The following is a 21,812-nucleotide window of genomic DNA, read 5'->3' on the forward strand; positions in this document are numbered from 1 at the left end:
TTATTGCATGTCGCCCCTAAACAGTCGCGGCAGGCGCGACACACCCTACACGATCACGCTGGCTGGTCGTCCGTCAGTTGCAGGCGAGTGCCATCGCGCAACATCTGCGTCATGACTTCTGCCGTCACAGGACGACTGAAGAAATAACCCTGAATCTGATCGCAACCATGCTGTTGCAGATAGTCGAGTTGTTCACGCGTTTCCACACCCTCCGCAATCACGGATAAACGCAAGCTGTGCGCCAGCGAAATGATGGAGGTGACAATCGCCGCATCATCCGGATCGGTCGTGATGTCATTGACAAACGAACGGTCGATCTTCAGTACATCGATCGGGAAACGCTTGAGGTAACTCAGACTTGAATAGCCGGTGCCAAAATCATCAATAGACAACTGCACACCCAGTGTCTTCATGTCTCGCAGAATACCGATCGCCTGCTCCACATCGGCCATGACCAGACTTTCTGTCAGCTCGATTTCAAGACTGGCTGGCAACAGCGACGTGGCCGTCAAGGCATCCTGAATCGACTGCACCAGATTCTGCTGGGCAAACTGGCGGGCCGACAAGTTGACGGCTGTACGCAAGCCAATGAAACCCTCGTCCTGCCATACCTTGCTTTGCCGACATGCTTCACGGATGACCCAATTGCCAATCGGCACAATAAGCCCCGTCTCTTCCGCCAGACTGATGAAGCGTGCCGGCGGCACCATACCAAGCTCAGGATGCTGCCAGCGAATCAATGCTTCCACGCCAATGATTTTCTTCGATACCAGATCAACCTGAGGCTGGTAGTAAAGCAGGAATTCATCGCGTTCAATCGCCAGACGCAAATCACCTTCGATACGCAACCGTTCCAGTGCGCGCTCATTCATTTCGGAGGTGTAGAACTGGAAATTGTTTCGTCCCGTTTCCTTGGCACGATACATTGCGATATCGGCATGCTTGATCAAGGTTTCCGGCTCGACACCATCGGCTGGGTAAACCGAAACACCGACACTGCTGCTGATGAAGAATTCATGCCCTTCAATCGTCAGTGGCTGCGCAATCGCATCCATCAGGCGCCGAACGATGGACGTCGACAAACCTGAATCCGTGCGCTCAGGCAGCACGACCACGAACTCGTCCCCACCCATGCGCGAAATCGTATCCGTATCGCGCACAACCGAATTCATGCGCGAGGCTACCGCTTTGAGCAGGATGTCGCCAGCCTGATGTCCAAGCGTATCGTTGACGAACTTGAAGCGGTCAAGATCGATAAACAGCACCCAGATCGGATGGTTGTAGCGATAGGCATACGAAATGGCCTGGCTCAAGCGATCACGCAGTAGCGTGCGATTGGCAAGACCGGTCAGTGAGTCGCGATTGGTCTGAAATTCCAGTTCGGACTCGTAACGCTTGGTTGCGGTGATGTCGTACTGCGCAATCACATAGTGACTGACACGACCGTAATCGTCCCGCACCGGCGCAATATACATATCGCTCCACAGCAGCGTGCCATCCTTGCGATAGTTGCGCATGACGGCTTGCCCTTCGCGCTGCTCCTGCAAGCAGGCACGCAATTCTTCAATGCCCGGCTGCTCGCTGTCTCTCTGCCACAGGAAATCGATATTGCGACCCAGCGCCTCTTCTTCCGCATAACCGGTAATCCGCTCAAACGCCGGATTCACATATTCAATCCCGTAGTCCGGTCCTTCGGCACTCGTGATGATGATGGCGTTGGCACTTGCCTCGATCGCACGATCCCGCAACTGCAACTCCTGTTCCGCATGCTTGCGTGCTGCGATATCGGCAACGAGATCCTGGTTGGCGGTACGCAACTGCATCGTGCGTTCATCCACCAGCATTTGAATGCGACGTGAGCGCGTCACGATCATCTGCAAGTATCCGGCCGCGCCAAAGCTGAACAGGACACCAACCAGCAGAGCCCATAAGGCATTGTCATTACCGCCGATAAAGAAGTGCGGTGCCGTCGACACCACAATGCTCCACTTTTTGCCAGCGACATCGAAAGCACGTACATAAGCTTCGGGATGATCGTAGAAAAGCCAAGTCGGCAATCCCATTACCGACGGCGAATCAATCGGCAACTCGCCAGTACCATAGATCAGTGCCTTTGGATCCGAAGTCGGTGCCGCATAGACGCTGACATTGATATTTTTCTGATTATCGGTAGCGAGCAGATAGCTATCGGCAGTCAGGGACTCTTGATTAAATCGTTGCAGGCAAACACGGCTGCCGTATCCCCGATTAACGCTGCACGTCGGGAAGCGACGTCAGTCAGCACGGCTCCCTGCCGATACACCGGCATCAGCACAATGAATCCCGATTGTTTTCCGACCTCCTGCACCAAGGGCAGCAATCCCGTGGCGGACGGTTGTCCCGTATCGACCGAGCGCTGCATGGCCTCTGTCTGGAAAGAGTAATGATCGGCATCAAAGCCAAATGCGCCTTCATTGCCTGCCATCGGCTCAATGTAATCAACCACGCGATACATCGGACGACGTGCGGCGACCAGCAATTTGCTCTGCTTATCGCGTTCCGTTATTACAAAGTTGGGATAACGCTCACGCATCTGCGCTTCGTAGGCATCTCGCTCGTCATCCGAGAGAATCCTGTGATAGTTCAGTGCCTGGATATAAGGATTACGCTCCAGCAGCGGCGCGGAAAATTCCTTGAACTGCTCGCGCGAGACATCGCCAAAGGCAACAAACAGCTGATTGACATCACGCAGTACATCAATCGAACTGTTGATACCATCCTGGATCGCGGCAACACGAACCTTGGCATGCTGATGGAATTCGGTATCGACATTGTCGTGTGCAAGACGGCGCATCGATGTAAATAGAATCACACTGATCATCAAACCGACGATCAGCGTGAGCAACGCTGCCATGGACGGGGAAAAGTGACTACGCTGCATCAGTGCGGTACCTGGATGGCCCCATTCTTACATTGGATATTCGTTGAAGAGAGCCGGTACGCAAACAAACGAAATGAAACCAGCAAATTATTGCCGTAGAGTAACTTATTTGACGATGTTTGATAAGGAAATGATGAAAGCGGGCGAACCCGTCACTCAGGAAAGCAACAATCAGACGACATTTATGTACTGACTGACAAAAGATCCGTTGTTCCTTATCCAAGCCATTTCGCAATCGACAACAATAGCACCAGCGACATCCACAATAACAAGGCTCGCCATACCAATCCAACAGTACTTTGCAACGATCTGACGGATGCCTCCTCACCCACCGCAGCCTCAGGCTCGACGTTCGTCGAATCCACTGTGGCGGCATCAGCCGTCATGACTTCTGCAGCCGCTTCAACGGGCGCGCCCAGACGGATACCCATCGCACCACCGCCGGACGACAGGATGATACCGATCGCCTCGTCCTGCCAGCGCGCAGCAAAATTACGCCACGCGTAAATCGCGTCCTCAAAATTGCCGACAATCGCAAAGGCTGTCGCGGTCAATCGGACGGGAATCCAGTCGATCCAGTAAAACGCCTTGGAGGCAAAGCGGCCAAACTCTTCACGCTCGGCACTGGCGCCCGGCTCATTCCAGATACGGGCCAGATATTCGGCCACGCGATACACCACCGCGCCGATCGGTCCCAACGGCGTCAATATCCAGAAGAACACACCAAAGACATTGCGATGCGTCGTCACCAGAGCTGTTTCCACGGCAATGCGCGCAACTTCATCGGCTTCCATGCCGGTCGTGTCACGACGTGTCCATTCAGCCAGCAAGGCGCGCGCCGTAATCTCATCGCCGTTATTCAGCGCCAGTTGAATCGATGTGAAGAAATGGCTGTAGTGTCGAAAGCCCAAAGTCAGGTAGACCACCAGCACATTCAAAACAAGTACGGCAAGAATCCCGATCTTGATCGCCATCCAGTACAAGAGTGCGACCGGCACTGCAAACGCAGCCACCATCAGTCCCCATGCCAGCCGTCCATGATGCGCCTGCCCCGCATTGAAGGAGCGCTCGATCTGCCCCGCCAGCGAGCGGGCCCAGGCATACACGGGATTGTCAGCGCGCAGCGGCTTGAGCTGCTCGATCAATAGCGCAAAGAGGATGGAGAAGAATGTCATTGGATACCCTGGTTATCGCGATCAGGCCATACGATAGCGCAGGGCAAGCATCGAATCAAATGATCCGCCCACATAGCGGTCATACTCATGCACGCAAAAAATGGAACAGGTTGCGCAGCATGCCCGCCGTTGCACCCCATATAAAGAAGCGCTCGTAAGGCATGACATAGAAAGTACGACGGCCGGTTTGAAACTCGGCCGTGCGACGCTGGTGATGATTACCATCCATCAGAAAAGACAGGGGCACCTCAAACACCTCGGCGACTTCCAGGGGCGCGGGTGTTACCTCAAACGGAGGGCGCACGATTCCCACGACAGGCGTAACGTTAAATCCGGTGCCAGTGTGATACTCGGGCAATGTCCCTAATACATCGATGGACCGACGATCAAGCCCGACTTCCTCTTCGGTCTCGCGCAAGGCCGTTTCAACCGGCGACCCGTCAAAATGCTCGCAACGCCCGCCGGGAAAACTGATCTGGCCGGCATGATCATTCAAATGCGCCGCACGCAAAGTCAACATCAGGGTCGGGCCGTTATCACGCAATACGATCGGTACCAGCACGGCGGCGGCAGTCAATGGCCCAGCCATCGGACGTACCAGTCGCTCTACCGTAATTTCCGGCGTCCACGCTGGGGGATGCAAAAAACGATCGCGTAAAAAATCCGCTTCGAGCCGCTCTGAAGAAACAGGCGCTTCGCCACCCAGCGAATCCACAGGCAGCGATTCAGGGTCGAAATGCAATCTGGCCAAGATAAAAATTCCTGCAGGGAAAGGATGAAACAGTGGCATCACTATACATGGAAGCTATTTTCAATCGGACAGAAAACTGAGTCAGTCGTCGAGAAAAATGCGCCAGTCTTATGGCAACCGCAGGGCAAACATCATTCCATAAAACGTTACATACCAAACAAAAAGATTTCCGGAAATCGAAACATTTTGTTCCCGATGTAACGTTACAAGTAACACTTTTCGTGACGTTAAATCTGCTTCCAAAAACGACAATGCAAATCAAAAAAGTTCCATAAGTGATTGATTTAAATCAATAAAAAATTTCTCTTCGGAAACTGAAAAAGGTGGCTCCGGTATTGGCACAAGCTTTGCCATATAGAAATCAGGACAGCCCTTTTTAATAGTTGCATCGAGGAGAACGAACATGAACATCAACAAAATATCATCAAGCAGTCTGATCCTGGCTGGTGTCATTGCGCTGACGGGTTGCGCCAGTGGTTCCGGCAGCATGTCGAGCGGTGGTGGAGGTGGCGGTGGCGATGGTTCGACAACGACGGCAACACCGCTGGCACGTGTCATCGATCAAAACGCGAACATCGTATCGGCAACCGGTACGGCCGTTTCCGACATCGGCACCACGGTTGGTTCGCTTGATCTGCCTCTCGTTTCTGCGCAAACCACGAACGACCTTGGCAATGTCATCAGCAATACTGGCGGGATTGTAACGACATTGGGAGATGGGTTGGGCGATGGTCTGGGTCAAATGGGCTTGATCGAAAATCCGGTCGGCACCACCGTCAACATTGTGGATAACGTGGTCGCACAAACCGGTGTAACCGTACGCAGCGCTGGCACACTGGTCACCAACCTGGGAACAGGCCAGCTAAGTGCCTTGGCACCCGTAACGACCCCAGTGGGTGGTCTTGTCGACAAGGTCGGTGAAGTCGTGGTTGATCTGTCGACCAAACTGCCAGGGGTGCTGGAATCGACACCAATCGAACAAATTACCCAATCGCTGAGCAGTGGCATCGTGCCGCTGACGAGTACCGTGACGTCATTGACGCATCAGGTTGGTGGCGCAACCGGTTTGGGTGAACCTGTCAACAATCTGCTTGGCACAGTCGGTGGCACAGTTGCCGGATTGGGGCACAACATCTCTGCCAGCGACACACCTGTCGTCAACAGTCTCGGCCGTGTTGTCACGGCAACCGGCAACACCGTTTCCATACTCGGCATTTTGCTCAATCCTGAAGAAGGTCAAGGCACCGACGTCGGACTGGGTAGCTTACTTGCACCAGTGAGCGGTCTCCTCGGTGGTGGTCTGGGTGACATTGGCGGAATCGGCGGCGACAGCCCGGTCGGTGGCCTGCTGACGCCTGTTACCACAATTGTCAGCGGTCTGACCGGCGGCAATCTGGGGGGAATTGGTGGCGACGGTGCGGTCACCGGTTTGCTGGCCCCTGTCACGAGTCTGGTCGGTGGCCTGACTGGAGGCAACCTTGGCGGTGATGGCGTAACAGGCATTCTCGCACCCGTTACCGGCGTTGTCGGCTCGCTGGTTGGCGGCGTCCCATCGGGGACCGATCCAGTCAATCATCTGGTGGGCGGTCTTGCAGGTGGGCTAACGGGTGGACCAACCGGCCACGTTCTGCAACCTGTTGTGGTGACGGTCCAGGCGCTGGTAGGAACGGTTGTATCACCAGTGAGCGGCGGCTCTGCTCCATCCATTCTCGCACCCGTGACGAATCTGCTCGGCGGCGTTTTGGCTAGCAACAAATAAGGTGTCCGTCATGAAAAAGGCCCTGAGAATTTCAGGGCCTTTTTTAACATTCATGCATAACAAAAAAACCATCTTTCATTTTTCTGGTAACCGCAGGCAATACAGTGATTCCAGGCAATAAATCTAAATACCATGTTTATGGTATGTGCATTCAACTTTCCGAAGGGCATGATTTATTCGATGGTTCGATTTTACAAATACACCCTGCAAATCATTGAACTGATAGAACACGCGTTATGTGGAATCCTGTGAATAAATGGTCGATGATTGGCGTCTCTGCCGTGCTCTGCCACGTCAGCATGCCTGTCCTCGCCGACGCGCGTAGTCCAGGTCAAGGCAATCCTCTCGACTCACTGCCACAAGTCAAACCACAACCAACAAGGCCGGTTGTGATCGACATACAAAAGCCTGCTGCAGATGCTGCCATGCAGCGTTTGCTGGCATCGCGTATCAAACCCTCGCGCTTTCAGATTGCTGGCGTCAAATCGATTCCGTTCGAGCAGATCGCTGCCGAATTTACATCGATCACCAATCGCGAAATCACGATTGCCGAATTGCTGCAAGCTGCCAACAACGTCACCAAGCTGTATCAGGAAAAGGGTTATCCGCTCTCCTTTGCCTTCGTACCCGATCAGACATTCAAGGACAACGTGGTTGTCGTCAATGTTGTTGAAGGTTATGTCAGCACGGTGAAGATTGAAGGCAATCCGGGCGCATCGGAAGAACGACTGCGTGAAGTCGCAGAACAGCTGAAGCAGGATCGTCCGTTAAACAAAGCCAACTTTGAACGTATTACCGGCATTCTCGGCCTGCAACCTGGCATGCGCATCAAGGCGACTGTCAAACCACCCGTGACCACGGACGGGGCTGCCGAGATGGTACTTGAAGTCAAGCGTACGCCAATCAGTGCGTCCTTTGGTGTGGACACGGCGACGTCCAGTCCACGCGGTGTTTTTAGCATCAGTGCGAATGGGTTGAGTCCGCTTGGCGAACAGGTCACCGTGAGCGCGCTGGCACCCCGCGGACCACTCAAGGAAGAGTACTACGCAATTAATTACGTTCAGCCGATCCGCCATCAAGGCTTGCTGTTGCAGGTCAACCTCTCCCGTTACAGCGCCGAGCCGGAAAATCGCAATCTGGTTGAACGACAATTCGAAGCACGCCACCAGACCGAAACGGAAAGAGCCAGCATCAATCTTAAATACCCGCTTACTCTCACGGCAACCCGCAGTCTGACGCTCAGTGGCGGCATATATGCGGTGCGCAACAGCGCCCGCTATACGCGTTCCGTCCCTGCACCAGTCCCCGTTGTGGAGCTGAGTTCGGACATCCGTGCCGTATCGATGGAGCTGAATTCGATCGAGGTCAAAGACAATACCCGCACACAATGGATGCTGGGTGTGTATCAGGGCATTGACGGCGCTGGCGCCAAGCAATTCAACAATGCAATCGATCTTGATTTCCTGCGCATACGCGGGAGTTTCATGCAAAACCATTTATTCAGTAACGGTTATGGCATTGCAGTCAGTGGCAGCGGCCAGTACAGCGATAGCGCGATGCCCATCTCCGAACAGATCAGTTTTGGTGGCCGCCAATTTGGTCTTGCCTACCCGGTGGGTGAAATTGCAGGCGATAAAGGATGGGGCATTGCGTTGGAACTCAATCGTGCCTTCGCCATGGACACCAAATACATCAAGCAGGTACAGCCATATGTGCTTACCGATGCAGCGCGCACGCATCTGAATAATTTCGACGTGCCGGATGGCGACATCGCCTCGGCCGGTTTTGGGGTCAGATTGACGGACAAACAGCACTACTCGCTCGATCTGTCCCTGGCTCAACCGATCGGCAACATCCCGGTCAATGCGAGTCGTCGTTCCCCACGTTTCAATTTGTCGTACGCATACCAGTTTGAATAACAGACAAACATATCGTTTGTTATGGAGTAGCAGGTGGAGAACAGGGAGCCAGTCATTTGTAAAAGATGACGTTTATATCAAAGCAAAGTGCATTCATCAGGAGAACAACATGAAAACCCAAATCATCACATTTCTGAAAGACGAAGAAGGCGCAACGGCTATTGAGTATGGCTTGATTGCAGGTCTGATTTCCGTCGCGATCCTTACAGCAGTCACTGATGTAGGAACACAGATTAATACTGTATTCACATCGATCAAAACCGCATTAACGAATGCTGCCGCTTCTGGTGGCTCAGGCGGCACAGGTGGAGGCAGTCAATAACCAACGCGCTTGACAGTTGTTCTGCTCCTGCTCTGCGGCACGGTTTTCATTTATGACCTGCTGTTGCGACGTGTACCGAACTGGCTACTTCTAACCGCCTTTTCGATACACGCGGCAACGATCTGCATGACAGGAGAAGGCTTTGGCGGTATTGATATTTGGCAATCGCTTTCGGGCGGTGCCATTGGTTTTTTATTGTTTATTCCCTTGTATGCATTACGCGCAATGGGAGCAGGCGATGTCAAGTTTTTTGCCTTGCTGGGTTTGATGATGGGAACGCATTACCTGATACCACTGTGGTTGATCGGCAGTGTGCTGGCAGGTGTACATGCCACTGCCTGGTATCTGTCAACGACGTCGTTCGTCATGACATCCGCCACCTGGCATCGCATCCAGGCATCGATCATGAATAGTGAGGCATACCAGAGATTATTAAAACGACGAGCAGGGAGACGCGGCATTCCCTATGCCGCCTATCTGGCTGTTGCGGCCATTGCGACCGGAGCCAGCTAAGACAAGTTCGCGGAGGAGGCAGTCATGAGCGCAACATGTCACCAACAAAAGATACATTCGGGCGGGGAATCAGCATTTTCCAAAAAATGCCCTGCACATCATTTCGCGCAGCAACGCGCACGATCTGCCCTCGTTCGCGGCAAGGGCGCTGCTGCGATTGAATTCGCGTTGGTCTTCCCTCTTTTTTTCATCGTCTTCTACGGCATCCTGACATACGGAATGATCATGCTTGCACAGCAATCCATCACCCTGGCCGCCGCAGAAGGTGCACGGGCTGCCCTCCGTCATGTTCCTGAGGAAAGCGCACGGGAAACGAATGCAAAAGAGGCAGCAACCGGCACACACAGCGTTGCAGCCTGGCTTGGAACAAAACTGGCGTTCACCGGCACGTCCATCAATTGTCCCTACACCAGTGGCGCTGATCCTGTGCGCTGCTACAGCGTCACGGTGCGTTATCCATATGGAGAGCATCCGCTTATTCCACTGCTGCTAGGACCACTGATGCAAGTCGTCGTACCGGAAACACTCTCCAGCACTGCCATCGTACAAATCGATTGATCATAAAGATCGGAAAACAACAAGCATGAACAAGCTCACAAAAATCCTTGCGTCGTTCCTGATACTACTGGCTGGTTGTCTGGCTGCGTTTGCCTGGTGGCTTGGCAATCAAAAGCCGACGACAACACCAATCGTCGCTGTTGAACCTGCACCGTTCCATACCGTCGTGATTGCGGCTGGTGCGATTACAAAGGGAACACGCATCGAAGCCAATGATCTGAAGGTCATTGACTCACCCAGACCAATCCCCGGCTCGTATCATTCAGTCGCCCATGTCACAGGCAGAATTGCCGCGAGCGATATCCCTGCCGATACCCTGCTTACCGAAGGCAATCTGCTTCAAGGTGTTGCGCTGCAACTGGCCGATGGAGAACGTGCGATCGCATTGCCAGTTGATGAACTGGTTGGCGTCGGCAACAAACTGGACCCAGGGGATTACGTCGATGTCTTTGTGATTCTCAAACAAGGCACACCAGCAGAAAAAGGCCACGCGCGTCTTATCGCATCCCGGTTGCGTGTGCTGGCGTATGGTGCTGAAGTGATCGGCACCATTGACACATCGCGCGGTCCTACGCTCCCCAAACCACAAGGACAACCGGCACAAGTGCGAACTGCTGTGCTGGCAACGCCAATCGAAGACATCAACTCCCTGCTGTTGGCCAGTCAAAACGGCAAGCTCAGCCTCGCCTTACGTCACCCCGGTGATGCCGGCATTGCAAGCCACCATCTTTTCCCGTCTCCTGATCTGGCACTTGCACCACGAACCGGCCTCAGCGATGAAGAAAAGCAGTCTCTGAAAACACCCGACAACCGCGCGTTTGCCGGGATTGAAACCTCAAGCTGGGCAGGCGACAAGCAAAAACGTGCAGCGCCGGTGAGAACCACGACAGCAAGCGGAACATCGCAGCGGGCGATTGAAGTCATCAAAGGGGCACAACGAGAACAAGTCCGCTTTTGAGAAAAGACAACCGCACATTCCCATACTCACTTACCGGTCGAGCAGCCAATAAAATGAAAACAATCAGACTCCTTGCGATCGCTGTGACTCTTCTCTCGATGCCTTTTCTATCGATAGCAAAAGAGATCGATTTGAAGATCCGTGTCAAAGAGCAACGCACACTCGCCGTTCCAGCCGATCTGGAACGTATCGCTGTTGCCGATCCGGACGTTGCCGATGTCGTGGTCATCGCCGGCAATCGCAATCAGCCGGGTAGCGTCATCCTCGTTGGAAAGAAGCCAGGCTCAACCAGTGTATCGGTGTGGTCGCGCAATCGCATCGAAACCGTCTGGAAAGTCGATGTACAAAGCGCACTGCTTGATCAGTTACAAGAAGGCACCGCAAGCATTCAGGTGAGTGAGGGAAACGCGCTGATTCGCGGCGAATCGCCGTCCGTTCTCTCCCATGCCAACACGACCGCTGTTGCAGCCACGACCACAAAAGACAAAGTACTGGATGGGGCGACGGTTAAAACAGGTGGCATGGTGCAAATCGACGTCAAGATCGTCGAGTTCAGTAAGAATGTACTGAAACAAGCCGGCTTTGATTTTCTGATCAACCGAAGCAACGGGGCTTTCAGTTTTGGGTTATTGAACGGCAATGCCTTGCTTGATCTGGATGCAGCAACCGGACGTTACAATTTCCGCAGTCCTGCCACACAGGCATTCAATCTATTGAATCGCGGTGCCATCAATGCCCGCGTCCAGCTCATCGAGGAAAACGGCCTTGCGCGCGTACTGGCACAACCCTCCTTGATCGCCTTATCCGGACACAGCGCCAATTTTCTGGCTGGTGGCGAACTTCCCATTCCGCAAGCAGGTGGCCTTGGCACCACAACCATCACCTTCAAACCTTTTGGTATCGGCGTCACGGTCACACCGACCGTTTTATCGGCAGATCGCATTGTCCTTAAAGTCGCACCGGAAGCCAGCGACATCGACCTGAGCAATGGTCTGGTGATCAACAACACCCTCATTCCAAGTATCGCAACACGGCGAGCGGAGACCACCATGGAACTCGGCAATGGGGAGAGCTTTGTCATCGGCGGACTGGTATCGCGTACCACCCGCTCCAATGCGAACAAAGTGCCCCTCCTCGGCGATTTGCCCATCATCGGCACGTTTTTCCGCAGCATGCAGTATGCCCAGGATGAAAAAGAACTGGTCATCATCGTCACACCGCACCTGATTCGTCCATTGGCCAAAGGTGCCAAGCTGCCGTTGCCCGGAGAAGATCAGGAAAAAAGAGACAGCGCAGGAAATGCATGGGGTGCCTACCTGATGGGTATTGCATCACAGGACGAATTGCCTGGTTTTTCAAAATAAGCGAGGCATCATTTGGATAACTACATGGGACACGAACTGTCAGATACCGACATGCAGAAGAGCGGCAACAAGTTTGTTTTCTGCTCTTCCAATGACAGTCACTTTCAATGGATCAAACAGGCTCTGAACGCATGGCAAGTCGTGCATCAGGACCTGGTCCCGCTTGACGTGCTCGCCGAGCAGATTGCGCATATTCGCCCGCAGCTTGTATTGCTCGATTTCTCCGGCAATTGCCGGGATACCGAAGAAAACTGTGCCAAGGAAATGATTGCGCTGGCACAGACGTTGAAGATTCGTCATCCGAACGTGCATCAGGTTGCGGTCGGCTCCAGCAATTATGCGGATGGTGCAGTTGCCGCCATGCGTGCCGGCGTGCATCACTTCATTGACATGCAATCGGATGGTACGGAAGCACGCGAGGTCATCCGTACCATGATCACCGGCTTGCCGACACTTGGTGCAGATCCTTGCAATGTCATCACCTTGCTTGGTGCGCGCGCTGGCATTGGCACAACCACGTTGGCCGTCCATCTGGCAGACATGCTGCAACTGCAACAGACGCCTCAGGCCATACGGCCAAAGATTGCCCTGCTCGATTTCGGCATACCCGTTGCGGATGGACAGCTCTATCTCAACGTCAGCAGCACCTTCGATCTGCTGGATGCCGTGCGCAATCGGCATCGTCTGGACTCGACCTTGGTACAAACGGCCATTGCACACAACAACAACGGCATTCGCATCATCTCGCTGCCGCGCACACCGGAAAGCATGCATGCGCTGGTTGCCAATGACGTGCTTGGCTTGCTGTCACAGCTGCGTGCCTATTTTGATGTGCTGATCATTGACCTTGGTGGCTTTCCGGAACAGGACCTTACGATGCGCATTGCCAACGCATCGGACGAAACATGGTTATTGACTGATCAAAGCGTCGGTTCTCTGGTCTCGTTCGACAATCTGATCAAGAGCATGGACAAGAATCAGGTCGCCAGAAGCAAACGCCATCTCATCGTCACTCGGCATGAAGACGCTTTTGGTATGAGTGCAGAACAGATTGCCGAACGTTTCAAGGTTCCGCTGAAAGCCAAGCTGCCGGAAAGCCGTCAGCGGCTGGTTAGCGCTGCCAACATCGGAAAGCTACTGCACGAAACCACCCGCACCAACGCTTATCTGAATGCCGTATCGGCGTTGGCAGAAAGTGTCCTGAACAGAAACACGGAAAACACCAAAAAAGGTGGCTTGCGCGACTGGTTGCAGCGTTGCCTGCCAGGTCGTGGCAAAACAAAAGAACGAGCATAGAAGAGGCCAACAATGAGTGATCAAATCGTGGATAGCGAAAGCAGCAGGTTTGTTAATTCTCAGGAGTTCCAGGATATCAAGACAGCAGCCTATGACAATCTGCTGACGCGGATCGAGGAGCTTGGAGCGGAGTTCGGCCGCTGGTCGCGCACCGCCATTCAGCAATTTGTCAATCTGGATGTCGATGGCTTTGTCCGTCTGCGCCGTATTCCGCTGAATGAGAATGAAGTGCGGCTGATTGCCGACGCGTTGACCAAAGAACTTGCCGGACTCGGACCGCTGGAAGACCTGCTGGCGGACTCGGAGGTCGAAGACATTCTCATCAACGGCTATAACGATGTCTTTGTCTCGCGGCATGGCGTTTTGCAACGTGAGACCTTGCGCTTCACCGACAACAATCATCTGCTGCGCATCGTACGACGGATTCTGGCCCCGCTCGGCCGACGACTGGACGAATCCAATCCGATGGTGGATGCACGTCTGCCAGACGGTGGACGCCTGAATGTCGTCATCGAACCACTGGCTGTAGATGGGCCCATGGTCTCCATCCGAAAATTTCGAAAGGACCCGCTCAAACCCAGTGATTTGAAAGAACTGGGGACGTTCAACGACGACCTCTTCACCCTCCTTGAAAATGCAGTCAAGGCTCGTTGCAATATTCTGGTGTCGGGCGGAACCAGCTCCGGCAAGACCTCTTTGCTCAATGCGCTCGCATTTTTCCTGCCGGAAAACGAACGTGTCGTTACTGTGGAAGATACAGCCGAACTGTCGCTCAATCACCCGCATGTGGTTCGGCTGGAGTCGCGCATCGGCAGCTTTGAAGGCACAGGCAGCGTCAGCATTCGCGATCTGATCCGCAACAGTCTCCGCATGCGTCCCGACCGCATCATCGTCGGCGAAGTCCGTGGTGCGGAAGTACTGGAAATGCTGCAAGCGATGAACACCGGTCACGATGGATCAATGGCGACCATTCATGCCAACAGTCCGCGCGAGTGCCTGCATCGCATCGAAATGCTCGCCGGCTTCGCTGGCTTCCAGGGAAGTGAATCCAGTCTACGCCGTCAGATTGCTGGTGCACTGGATTTCATTGTGCAGATCGGTCGTCTTTCAAATGGCCGCCGTCGTATCGTGTCGATCACCGAAGTCATCGGCGTGGGCGACAACATCATCACCACCCAAGAGCTCTACCGTCACGAGAGTTATCTGGATCCCAATGGAGAAGAACAGGATCGTTGGGTCACACTCGGCATTCAGCCGCACTCACCGAAGCTGCAACGTCGCAAGCAGACGGCGTCCGCTGCCGTTACGCCGCCTAGAAGGTACTGATCATGACCGTTGCCTTGTTACTTGCATCCGCGTCGTTGTTGTTGATCGGCGTTGCCATTTTTCTCTGGCAGAACGCCGAACGTCGCATGCAGCAACAAACGGCCAGCAAGCTGATCGACCAGCACACCCAGGTCGTACAGCATCGTCGAGCCGACGAAGAGCGCTCGCTGGCAGCAGGTGGCAACAGCATATTGAACTCGAAAGCGTGGAAACATTTTCTTCTGCGCGCAGGCATCAAGGCAGACAGTAGATTTCATAGCCTGCTCCTGCTGCCGGCCATCGTTCTTGGCTCATTCGCCGCACTCTTTCTCGGCCCGCTTTCGACCGTCGCTACGTTACTGCTGTACGCCATTCTTTGCTATTTCCGTATCTGGTTTATTGCCATGCGCAGACATCAGAAAATGGTGCGCCAACTGCCGACCTTTCTCGACACCATGGTCCGGCTCGCCACTATCGGCAATAGCATTGAATCTGCATTCCAGTCGGCAGTCCTGACAACCGATCCCCCCTTGCGCGTTTTGCTTGATCGGGCCAATCGTCAGGTGCAGGCAGGTGTCAATCTCGAACATGCCCTGATTCAGGAAGCTCGCGTTTTCCAACTGGTTGAACTGGAACTGATTGCTTCCGTCATCGGTGTTGCGCTACGTTTTGGCGGACGCGCCGATACCGTACTGGCGCGGATGAGTGCATTCATGCGCGACCGTGAACAGGCACAGAATGAGCTCGTCGCACTGTCGGCAGAAACGCGTCTGTCCGCATGGATTCTGGGATTACTGCCAATCGGTGTCGGTTTATTCATGCTGATCTTCAATGACAAGATTTTCATGATGATGGCAGCCGATCCGGTCGGAAGACACTTACTTATTGGCGCAGCGATTCTGGAAGTGATCGGTGCCTTCTGGCTTTATCGCCTCGCGAAATCGGTATGAGAACGACATGACGACTCATCACCTACTCTTGATCGCTGCGCTTGCCATTCTGGCCTGTGCCATTGGGCTGATCGGCATGATGCTGATGCGACGTACACTCGCCATGACGAAGAGCGAGCGCATGCTGAACCAGCGTCTCGATGCCACCTTGCATGCTGCACAGTCCCACCCAGAACAACCACCGCCAGAACGCTGGATGGATCGCCTCGTAGCGCATGCTGCGCACTGGGTAGATACACCGCTTGGCCGCCAACTGGTTGCACAGGAAGATCGTCACCTGCTGGATCAATGTGGAGTCAACGACGTCAGAGGAAAGACCTTGTTTTTCCTGAGCCGAGTCTTGCTAGGCGTCGGCTTTCCGATTCTTGCCTGGATGATGACGACCGACCACAGCGTATCGCGAGTACTGATGATCATCTTCTTTGGCTTTGGTGCTGGTTACATGTTGCCAAAGTGGATCATGCTGCGTGTTGCCAAAGAACGTCGTCGCAAGGCGGCAGAAGAGCTGCCGTTGCTGATTGATCTGTTGCGACTGCTGCAGGGCATCGGCATGTCGATGGATCAGAGTCTGCACATCATCGAGAGCGAACTGTCCGCGGCACTCCCTATTCTCGGCAAGGAAATCAGACTGGCCAACAGACAATATGCGAATGGTCGTACCCGCGAACAATCACTCCGTCGCCTGGCTACCGTTTTTGACAACGATGATCTGCACGCCATCACACGTCTGATTGTGCAGGTTGATCAGTATGGCGGCATGGTGCAGCAACCACTACAGCAGTTCAGCGATCAGATTCGCGAGCAACGCAAGTTCGATATGAAGGAGCAGGTCGGCAAACTGACCGTAAAAATGACCAGCGTGATGGTTGTAACGCTGTTGCCTGCATTGCTCATCATTACCGGCGGTTCAGGCTTCCTGGCCGTCATTCGCACGCTCTCCAGCATAGGAAACTAGCCATGCAATCCATTTCTCGTCCGCGATATCTGCCATGGAGCGTTGCACTCGCCATCCTTGGCGCCCTGAGTGCATGCTCCACCAATCCGGCAGTGCAACCAACCGTCGTGTATACAGAGCAGCAAAAGAATATGCTGGAACAGCAGTGGACAAAGGCAGAACAGCCAGCCATCAATAATCGGCAGGTTCATCTGGACATGATCAGGACCATGCAGTCGCGATCCATGTACTTTGCTTCGCTCGCCCATATTGACGCGTATGAGAAGGAGCATGGCAGCAATGCAGAATTAAGCAAGCTGCGTGCAGATGCCTTGCGAGCAACCGGGCAAGAACAGGCTGCACGCGATCTGTATCAACGCCTCCTGTCCGGCAATGAAGCTGCCGCTGCAAGGCATGGCCTCGGTCTTATAGCGGCGCAGAACGGCAATTATGCTGAAGCGGTGCAGCAGTTGCGCGAATCGGTACGCATTGATCCGTTGAATGCCTACGCGCTGGGTGATCTGGGTTACGCACTGATGGAACAAGGCGATCTTGATGCCGCGCGTGTACCGCTCATTCAGGCAATCGAGCTCGCGCCTGAAAACAGGAAAGTCATCAGCAATCTGTCTTTGTATCTTTTGCTGAATGGCGATCAGGAAAAAGCCACAGCCTTGATGAGAAAAACCAATGTCTCGCCGGAGGTACAACATGGTATTCGACAACGTGCACAAGCGATGCGCAGTTCCAGCCTGGCCACCAACGACAAAGCTGACAGAGAGCTATTCATGTCGAATGGCGGCATGCAGTTGCGCCTGCAAACCACGCTCAGTACGACGACGCAAACAGGGAAAACACAATGACGCTCTCGTTCATCAAAAACGATCCTACTTCAGGAGCCATCATGCACACCTCTCAACACGCAACTAGCGGCAGGCCAGCACATGCTCGTCTGCGCATTGCCGCAACCGGATTCGCTGCACTTTGCCTATTTTGCTCTGCGCATGCGCAAACGATTGAGTCTGCCAATCAGGCAGAGGCAGAGCCACATCAGTCAACAACAAAGAAACACATCGGTGATACGACCAACAGCATTTTGCAAGCGCAAGCCAATGGCAGCATGGCTGGCGCGCACCTGCCCATTCTTGGCCCGACTGCCACGCTGAGCTGGCAACGTTATCTGGAGAGCTACAAACACCCGATTCCGGAAACATTCACGCGGAAGCTTGACGAAATCGGCCAACGCTAAGGCAATCACGACCCATGCAGAGACTGATGTCCATGGACAGGCTTGATTCACGCAGACAGGATGGCGGCATCCTGATCATGGCGGCGATCGTCTTATCGAGCGCCATTATTCTGCTTGCCACCATTGATATTGGCTTTCTGTTTTACCAAAAGCGTGAGTTGCAAAAAGTGGCTGATCTTGCTGCCCTCGCGGGAGCACAACAACTGGTCAAGGCGCATGGCAATGGCGAAACCACCTGTAACTCCGCATTTGTCATTGCACAAGCCAATGCAACGGCCAATGCCTTTCCTGATACGGTCAACGTATCCTGTGGCCGCTGGGATCCGCAAGTTACAACGCAAGCACCCTACTATGGCGTTTTCGTCAATGCCACTTTTCCGCCGCAATCACCAGCCAATGCCGTTGAGGTCCGCCTGCATCGTAGCTTTAACAGCTTTTTTGGCAACTGGTTGACCCAGCGGGTCGATGCACGTGCGATTGCAAAAGCTGAACCAAGATCGCCATTTGCCGTTTTTTCCGTCGGATCGCGTCTTCTGCGAATTCATGATGGCGTCGTCCCTTCTTTGCTGGAAGCCATTGGCCTGGATATTTCCAATACCGATGTCAGCTCATACAACGGCATTGCCAACGCAAGAGTCAGTACCAGCGGATTGCTGAAATCATTGGGATTCAATATCCCGCTCAATGCGGATGTCGGTACGCTGGCCTCCTTGCTTCAGGTCAACACGCCTGGCTGTTCGCAAGGCAACTGCACCTTGGGTGCCGTTCTTTCTGCCTTATCCGGCACTGTACTAAATCAAAATGATCTGATCAGCTTGCTTGGTTTGAGTAATGAGCAACTCAACCTGAACGTCAAATTGCTAACCGATGCGTCGGGCCGTGGCTTGCTTTCCATGCTCAGTACAAGCAATAGCGCAGCACTGAACGCCGAACTCACCGTTGGCGAGCTTGTCAACGCAGCGCTCTTGCTCGCCAACAGTCAGAATGCGATTCCACTTGATCTTGGCATCAATCTCAGTCCGCTTGCGACGGTCACGACAAGACTTGGCGTGGTAGAAGCACCCAGTATCGGGATAGGTGGAATCAATGCCAAGGCATACACGGGGCAGGTCCGCCTTTATACCGATGTCGAAGCCAACGCCGCTCTGGTCAGAGCCAGCATTCCCGCTATCGTTGACCTGGTAAATGGCGAAGGTACAGTCACCGACCTGTGTACACAAAGAGATAGCGCCGGTCGCGAGACGGCCACCATTCATGTCAATGCGCCGGTGCTCAGCACTTGCGTCGGTTCCGTGCCTCAGAATGCAATCTTTTCCCGAACCACCTCATGCCAAAGCGGATTGGGTAATCATGAATTGCTCTCCATCCTGGGGAATACTCTCAAAGTGCAAACTAGTTTCCGGCTGGATGCACTACCGAATGAAAGCGTTGTCACCCTGGCGAAAGGCGAAACCATCACGACAGGCCGCAACGATTTACAGCTCGGAAAAACCCTAGGCAATCTGTACAGAAACGTGCTTGTCAAATTGCTTGAGAGCCTCTTCAATCAAGGGCAAGGATCGGTCAATTCAAACAACCTTGCCAGCAATCTGCTTTTTGTAGGCAACAACGTTCTTGGGACAACCGTTCAAGCCCTACAAACGACACTCGCCACACTTCAGACATTTTTGAATAGCGTCAATCAAGGCCTGCTTGTCAGTATTGGAAATTTGCTAGGTGGTCTTTTGAGTAGCGTCGGCAATCTGCTGTCGAATTTGGTCGGGAATGTGGCTTGCCTCTTAAGTGGAAACTACAACCAGTGCATGCTACAGAATGAACTGACAGGTTCCAGCAACGGTGTAAGCAAGGTTCTGGTAACACTGCTTGGCCTTGTTACCCAGCTACTTGAACCTATCCTCAATACCCTCGGTGCATCGCTGGCGCAGCAGTTGAATAACCTGCTTGGCATCCGACTGGGTGAAGTGGATGTGACCCTGATCGATCTTCAATGCAGCGGAACGCCAGATGTCCGACTGGTTCATTAACCCACTTTATCTAAAATGCTTATGACCAATCAAATATCCACCAGCCTGCTCCGTTACGTAAGCCTTGAGCATCTGATTGCTCCGCTACTCATCAAAGCCATCTATTGGGCCGGCCTGATCGCCATTTTGAGTGCGACATTGGGCGGTTTGCTTTCGGTCGATAACGGCGTGCAAGCCGCCGCACTATTGGGCGTTGCCTTGCCATTGGCTTTGTTGTTATGGCGCCTTTTTTGCGAAATGTTGATTCTTGCCTTCAACATCTATGCACGATTGACCGAGATACGCGATCTGCTTGCGCAACGACAGGCACGCATTGATGCGCATCGCAAGCCTCTTACCGTCGCCTCCCTGAGAAGTCCGCGCCTGAATCCGTCGTTCAAAGTACAGCATGATTAAGAACAAACCTATTGCCGAAGATATTGATATCTATGTCTGGGAAGGCAAATCCGATATCTTCGATCGCGTTGCTCGCTGCCTCGTCAGTGCAGAAGTTGATGTCATTCGCGCCGATGGCATGGAGTTGAGCGAGCTATCGCCATCATCCGCATCGATTGCCATCATTTCTGTCACGGTCATGGACAGCTTTGGTTTCAACACGCAGGAATGGCAGAAAACACATGGCATGCCGGTCATCTGGGTTGCAGAAGCGCCACGTGCCTATGATTCACGCATTTACCCGCCTGAGTACTCCCACATTCTGATGCTGGATTTCACCTGCGCCGAGCTGCGTCGGCAGGTATTCGCCCTTGCAGGTGAACTGCGTCGTCATGGCGGTATCGAGCAGGAGCGCGATCCTCTGATCGCAGAATCCGACGTCATGCGTACCTTGCTCAAGGAAACCAAAGCCTTCGCAGATTGTGATTCGAATGTGCTGATTGCAGGTGAAACCGGCGTTGGTAAAGAACGCATTGCGCGCTTGCTGCACGAACATCACAGCCGGTATGGCAAAGGCCCTTTTGTCGCGGTTAACTGCGGCGCGATTCCGGATGGTTTGTTCGAATCGCATTTCTTCGGGCATGCAAAAGGAGCATTTACCGGTGCAATGCTCGCGCACAAAGGCTATTTTGAACAGGCAGACGGCGGCACCTTGTTCCTTGATGAGATTGGCGACCTGCCCTTGTATCAACAAGTCAAGCTGCTGCGCGTGCTGGAGCAAAGCAAGGTCACCCGTCTCGGCTCTGCAACCGAAGTCTGCGTCAATTTTCGTCTGGTTGCTGCGACCAATCGCAACCTGCGTGAGTTGGTAAGGCAGGAAATGTTTCGCTCTGATCTTTATTACCGGATGGCGGTCATCGAACTGCGCGTCCCCAGTCTGGAAGAGCGCGGTGAAGTGGACAAGATTGCGATTTTCAAAGGCATCATCAGCCAGGTATTCAGCCATGAATTGCGCGATCAAAATGCGATTCCGGAAGTACCGGATTGGCTATTGCGACTGGTAGCAACTACGCATTTTCTTGGCAATGTACGTGAGCTGCGTAATATCGCGGAACGCGTCACGATCATCTATCGTCAACTGGGAGATTGGGATCGCGGTGCCATCGACCGCGTCTTTGCCGCGTTACGCGAATTTCAGGATGACACTGCCGATATCGAGATTGGCAGCGCCCGACGCAAATGGGATATGGCTGATCGCAATCGCATCATTGAAGCGCTGGATGCGCACAACTGGCGTCGGCAAGACACAGCCAATTATCTGAAGATGAGCCGTAAAGTCCTGTGGGAGAAGATGCGCAAGTTTCAGATCATCGATGGCGAAACAGCCAGCAAGGAAGATATGGATGCTTGATTCATAATGCATGTCATCGACACCAATATGCA

General features: G+C 53.5%; 20 protein-coding genes. 16 read left to right on the forward strand and 4 right to left on the reverse strand.

Features of this window, described 5'->3' with window-relative positions; translation table 11 throughout:
* Positions 1-53: 53 nt before the first annotated feature.
* The 4 genes from IEV29_RS07790 to IEV29_RS07800 all read right to left on the reverse strand — a co-directional run bounded on the left by IEV29_RS07790 (position 54) and on the right by IEV29_RS07800 (position 4,846).
* The gene (locus IEV29_RS07790; RefSeq protein ID WP_308632713.1) at positions 54-2,087 is read right to left on the reverse strand and encodes a putative bifunctional diguanylate cyclase/phosphodiesterase; all 2,034 of its coding nucleotides are present in this window, start codon (positions 2,085-2,087) and stop codon (positions 54-56) included.
* Between the two features lie 107 nt (positions 2,088-2,194).
* A complete protein-coding gene (locus IEV29_RS16325; protein WP_308632714.1) occupies positions 2,195-2,920 on the reverse strand; it encodes a CHASE domain-containing protein in 726 nt (241 codons plus the stop codon).
* A gap of 215 nt (positions 2,921-3,135) precedes the next feature.
* A complete protein-coding gene (locus tag IEV29_RS07795) occupies positions 3,136-4,095 on the reverse strand; it encodes a CobD/CbiB family protein (protein ID WP_188380638.1) in 960 nt (319 codons plus the stop codon).
* Positions 4,096-4,180: 85 nt separating this feature from the next.
* Entirely contained in the window at positions 4,181-4,846 is a 666-nt protein-coding gene (locus IEV29_RS07800) for a CoA pyrophosphatase (RefSeq protein WP_188380639.1), read from the reverse strand.
* A 403-nt stretch (positions 4,847-5,249) separates the two neighbouring features.
* On the opposite strand from IEV29_RS07800, the gene IEV29_RS07805 reads away from it, so the two are divergent.
* The 16 genes from IEV29_RS07805 to IEV29_RS07880 all read left to right on the forward strand — a co-directional run bounded on the left by IEV29_RS07805 (position 5,250) and on the right by IEV29_RS07880 (position 21,780).
* The gene (locus tag IEV29_RS07805) at positions 5,250-6,605 is read left to right on the forward strand and encodes a collagen-like triple helix repeat-containing protein (RefSeq protein WP_188380640.1); all 1,356 of its coding nucleotides are present in this window, start codon (positions 5,250-5,252) and stop codon (positions 6,603-6,605) included.
* Between the two features lie 236 nt (positions 6,606-6,841).
* Positions 6,842-8,524 (forward strand): ShlB/FhaC/HecB family hemolysin secretion/activation protein, encoded by a 1,683-nt coding sequence (locus IEV29_RS07810; RefSeq protein WP_188380641.1) that lies wholly within the window; start codon positions 6,842-6,844, stop codon positions 8,522-8,524.
* Between the two features lie 109 nt (positions 8,525-8,633).
* Positions 8,634-8,846 (forward strand): Flp family type IVb pilin, encoded by a 213-nt coding sequence (locus IEV29_RS07815; protein ID WP_188380642.1) that lies wholly within the window; start codon positions 8,634-8,636, stop codon positions 8,844-8,846.
* 9 nt (positions 8,847-8,855) lie between these two features.
* On the forward strand, positions 8,856-9,359 hold the full coding sequence (locus IEV29_RS07820) for an A24 family peptidase (RefSeq protein ID WP_188380643.1): 504 nt from the start codon (positions 8,856-8,858) through the stop codon (positions 9,357-9,359).
* A 24-nt stretch (positions 9,360-9,383) separates the two neighbouring features.
* On the forward strand, positions 9,384-9,917 hold the full coding sequence (locus IEV29_RS16275) for a TadE family protein (RefSeq protein WP_188380644.1): 534 nt from the start codon (positions 9,384-9,386) through the stop codon (positions 9,915-9,917).
* A gap of 25 nt (positions 9,918-9,942) precedes the next feature.
* The gene (gene cpaB / locus IEV29_RS07830; RefSeq protein ID WP_188380645.1) at positions 9,943-10,875 is read left to right on the forward strand and encodes a Flp pilus assembly protein CpaB; all 933 of its coding nucleotides are present in this window, start codon (positions 9,943-9,945) and stop codon (positions 10,873-10,875) included.
* 53 nt (positions 10,876-10,928) lie between these two features.
* On the forward strand, positions 10,929-12,239 hold the full coding sequence (locus IEV29_RS07835; protein ID WP_188380646.1) for a type II and III secretion system protein family protein: 1,311 nt from the start codon (positions 10,929-10,931) through the stop codon (positions 12,237-12,239).
* A 24-nt stretch (positions 12,240-12,263) separates the two neighbouring features.
* Entirely contained in the window at positions 12,264-13,535 is a 1,272-nt protein-coding gene (locus IEV29_RS07840; RefSeq protein ID WP_188380647.1) for a CpaE/TadZ family protein, read from the forward strand.
* A 12-nt stretch (positions 13,536-13,547) separates the two neighbouring features.
* Complete coding sequence (locus IEV29_RS07845; RefSeq protein ID WP_188380648.1) at positions 13,548-14,861, forward strand: TadA family conjugal transfer-associated ATPase; 1,314 nt, start codon at positions 13,548-13,550, stop codon at positions 14,859-14,861.
* Between the two features lie 2 nt (positions 14,862-14,863).
* Positions 14,864-15,790, forward strand: a complete 927-nt coding sequence (locus IEV29_RS07850) for a type II secretion system F family protein (protein ID WP_188380649.1) — start codon at positions 14,864-14,866, stop codon at positions 15,788-15,790.
* Positions 15,791-15,797: 7 nt separating this feature from the next.
* Positions 15,798-16,745 (forward strand): type II secretion system F family protein, encoded by a 948-nt coding sequence (locus tag IEV29_RS07855; protein ID WP_188380650.1) that lies wholly within the window; start codon positions 15,798-15,800, stop codon positions 16,743-16,745.
* 2 nt (positions 16,746-16,747) lie between these two features.
* On the forward strand, positions 16,748-17,584 hold the full coding sequence (locus tag IEV29_RS07860; protein WP_188380651.1) for a tetratricopeptide repeat protein: 837 nt from the start codon (positions 16,748-16,750) through the stop codon (positions 17,582-17,584).
* Positions 17,585-17,625: 41 nt separating this feature from the next.
* Positions 17,626-17,970 carry a DUF3613 domain-containing protein gene (locus IEV29_RS07865; protein WP_188380652.1) on the forward strand — a complete coding sequence of 115 codons (345 nt, stop codon included), beginning with the start codon at positions 17,626-17,628 and terminating at the stop codon, positions 17,968-17,970.
* A 32-nt stretch (positions 17,971-18,002) separates the two neighbouring features.
* Entirely contained in the window at positions 18,003-19,994 is a 1,992-nt protein-coding gene (locus IEV29_RS07870; RefSeq protein ID WP_188380653.1) for a TadG family pilus assembly protein, read from the forward strand.
* A gap of 21 nt (positions 19,995-20,015) precedes the next feature.
* Entirely contained in the window at positions 20,016-20,390 is a 375-nt protein-coding gene (locus IEV29_RS07875; RefSeq protein WP_188380654.1) for a DUF4282 domain-containing protein, read from the forward strand.
* Positions 20,383-21,780 carry a sigma 54-interacting transcriptional regulator gene (locus IEV29_RS07880; RefSeq protein ID WP_188380655.1) on the forward strand — a complete coding sequence of 466 codons (1,398 nt, stop codon included), beginning with the start codon at positions 20,383-20,385 and terminating at the stop codon, positions 21,778-21,780. The genes IEV29_RS07875 and IEV29_RS07880 overlap by 8 nt, the downstream gene beginning before the upstream one ends.
* The last annotated feature ends 32 nt before the right edge of the window (positions 21,781-21,812 follow it).

It is taken from the genome of Oxalicibacterium faecigallinarum (genome assembly GCF_014635705.1).
Lineage (GTDB): Bacteria > Pseudomonadota > Gammaproteobacteria > Burkholderiales > Burkholderiaceae_D > Oxalicibacterium > Oxalicibacterium faecigallinarum.

Bases quoted from the DNA above. Each gene is read 5' to 3' on its own strand.
- IEV29_RS07795 (WP_188380638.1), bottom strand. From the start codon at position 4,095: ATGACATTCTTCTCCATCCTCTTTGCGCTATTGATCGAGCAGCTCAAG.
- IEV29_RS07835 (WP_188380646.1), top strand. From the start codon at position 10,929: ATGAAAACAATCAGACTCCTTGCGATCGCTGTGACTCTTCTCTCGATG.
- IEV29_RS07850 (WP_188380649.1), top strand. From the start codon at position 14,864: ATGACCGTTGCCTTGTTACTTGCATCCGCGTCGTTGTTGTTGATCGGC.
- IEV29_RS07805 (WP_188380640.1), top strand. From the start codon at position 5,250: ATGAACATCAACAAAATATCATCAAGCAGTCTGATCCTGGCTGGTGTC.
- IEV29_RS07810 (WP_188380641.1), top strand. From the start codon at position 6,842: ATGTGGAATCCTGTGAATAAATGGTCGATGATTGGCGTCTCTGCCGTG.
- IEV29_RS07860 (WP_188380651.1), top strand. From the start codon at position 16,748: ATGCAATCCATTTCTCGTCCGCGATATCTGCCATGGAGCGTTGCACTC.
- IEV29_RS07865 (WP_188380652.1), top strand. From the start codon at position 17,626: ATGCACACCTCTCAACACGCAACTAGCGGCAGGCCAGCACATGCTCGT.
- IEV29_RS07880 (WP_188380655.1), top strand. From the start codon at position 20,383: ATGATTAAGAACAAACCTATTGCCGAAGATATTGATATCTATGTCTGG.
- cpaB (WP_188380645.1), top strand. From the start codon at position 9,943: ATGAACAAGCTCACAAAAATCCTTGCGTCGTTCCTGATACTACTGGCT.
- IEV29_RS07870 (WP_188380653.1), top strand. From the start codon at position 18,003: ATGGACAGGCTTGATTCACGCAGACAGGATGGCGGCATCCTGATCATG.
- IEV29_RS16325 (WP_308632714.1), bottom strand. From the start codon at position 2,920: ATGCAGCGTAGTCACTTTTCCCCGTCCATGGCAGCGTTGCTCACGCTG.
- IEV29_RS07855 (WP_188380650.1), top strand. From the start codon at position 15,798: ATGACGACTCATCACCTACTCTTGATCGCTGCGCTTGCCATTCTGGCC.
- IEV29_RS07815 (WP_188380642.1), top strand. From the start codon at position 8,634: ATGAAAACCCAAATCATCACATTTCTGAAAGACGAAGAAGGCGCAACG.
- IEV29_RS16275 (WP_188380644.1), top strand. From the start codon at position 9,384: ATGAGCGCAACATGTCACCAACAAAAGATACATTCGGGCGGGGAATCA.
- IEV29_RS07840 (WP_188380647.1), top strand. From the start codon at position 12,264: ATGGGACACGAACTGTCAGATACCGACATGCAGAAGAGCGGCAACAAG.
- IEV29_RS07875 (WP_188380654.1), top strand. From the start codon at position 20,016: ATGACCAATCAAATATCCACCAGCCTGCTCCGTTACGTAAGCCTTGAG.
- IEV29_RS07845 (WP_188380648.1), top strand. From the start codon at position 13,548: ATGAGTGATCAAATCGTGGATAGCGAAAGCAGCAGGTTTGTTAATTCT.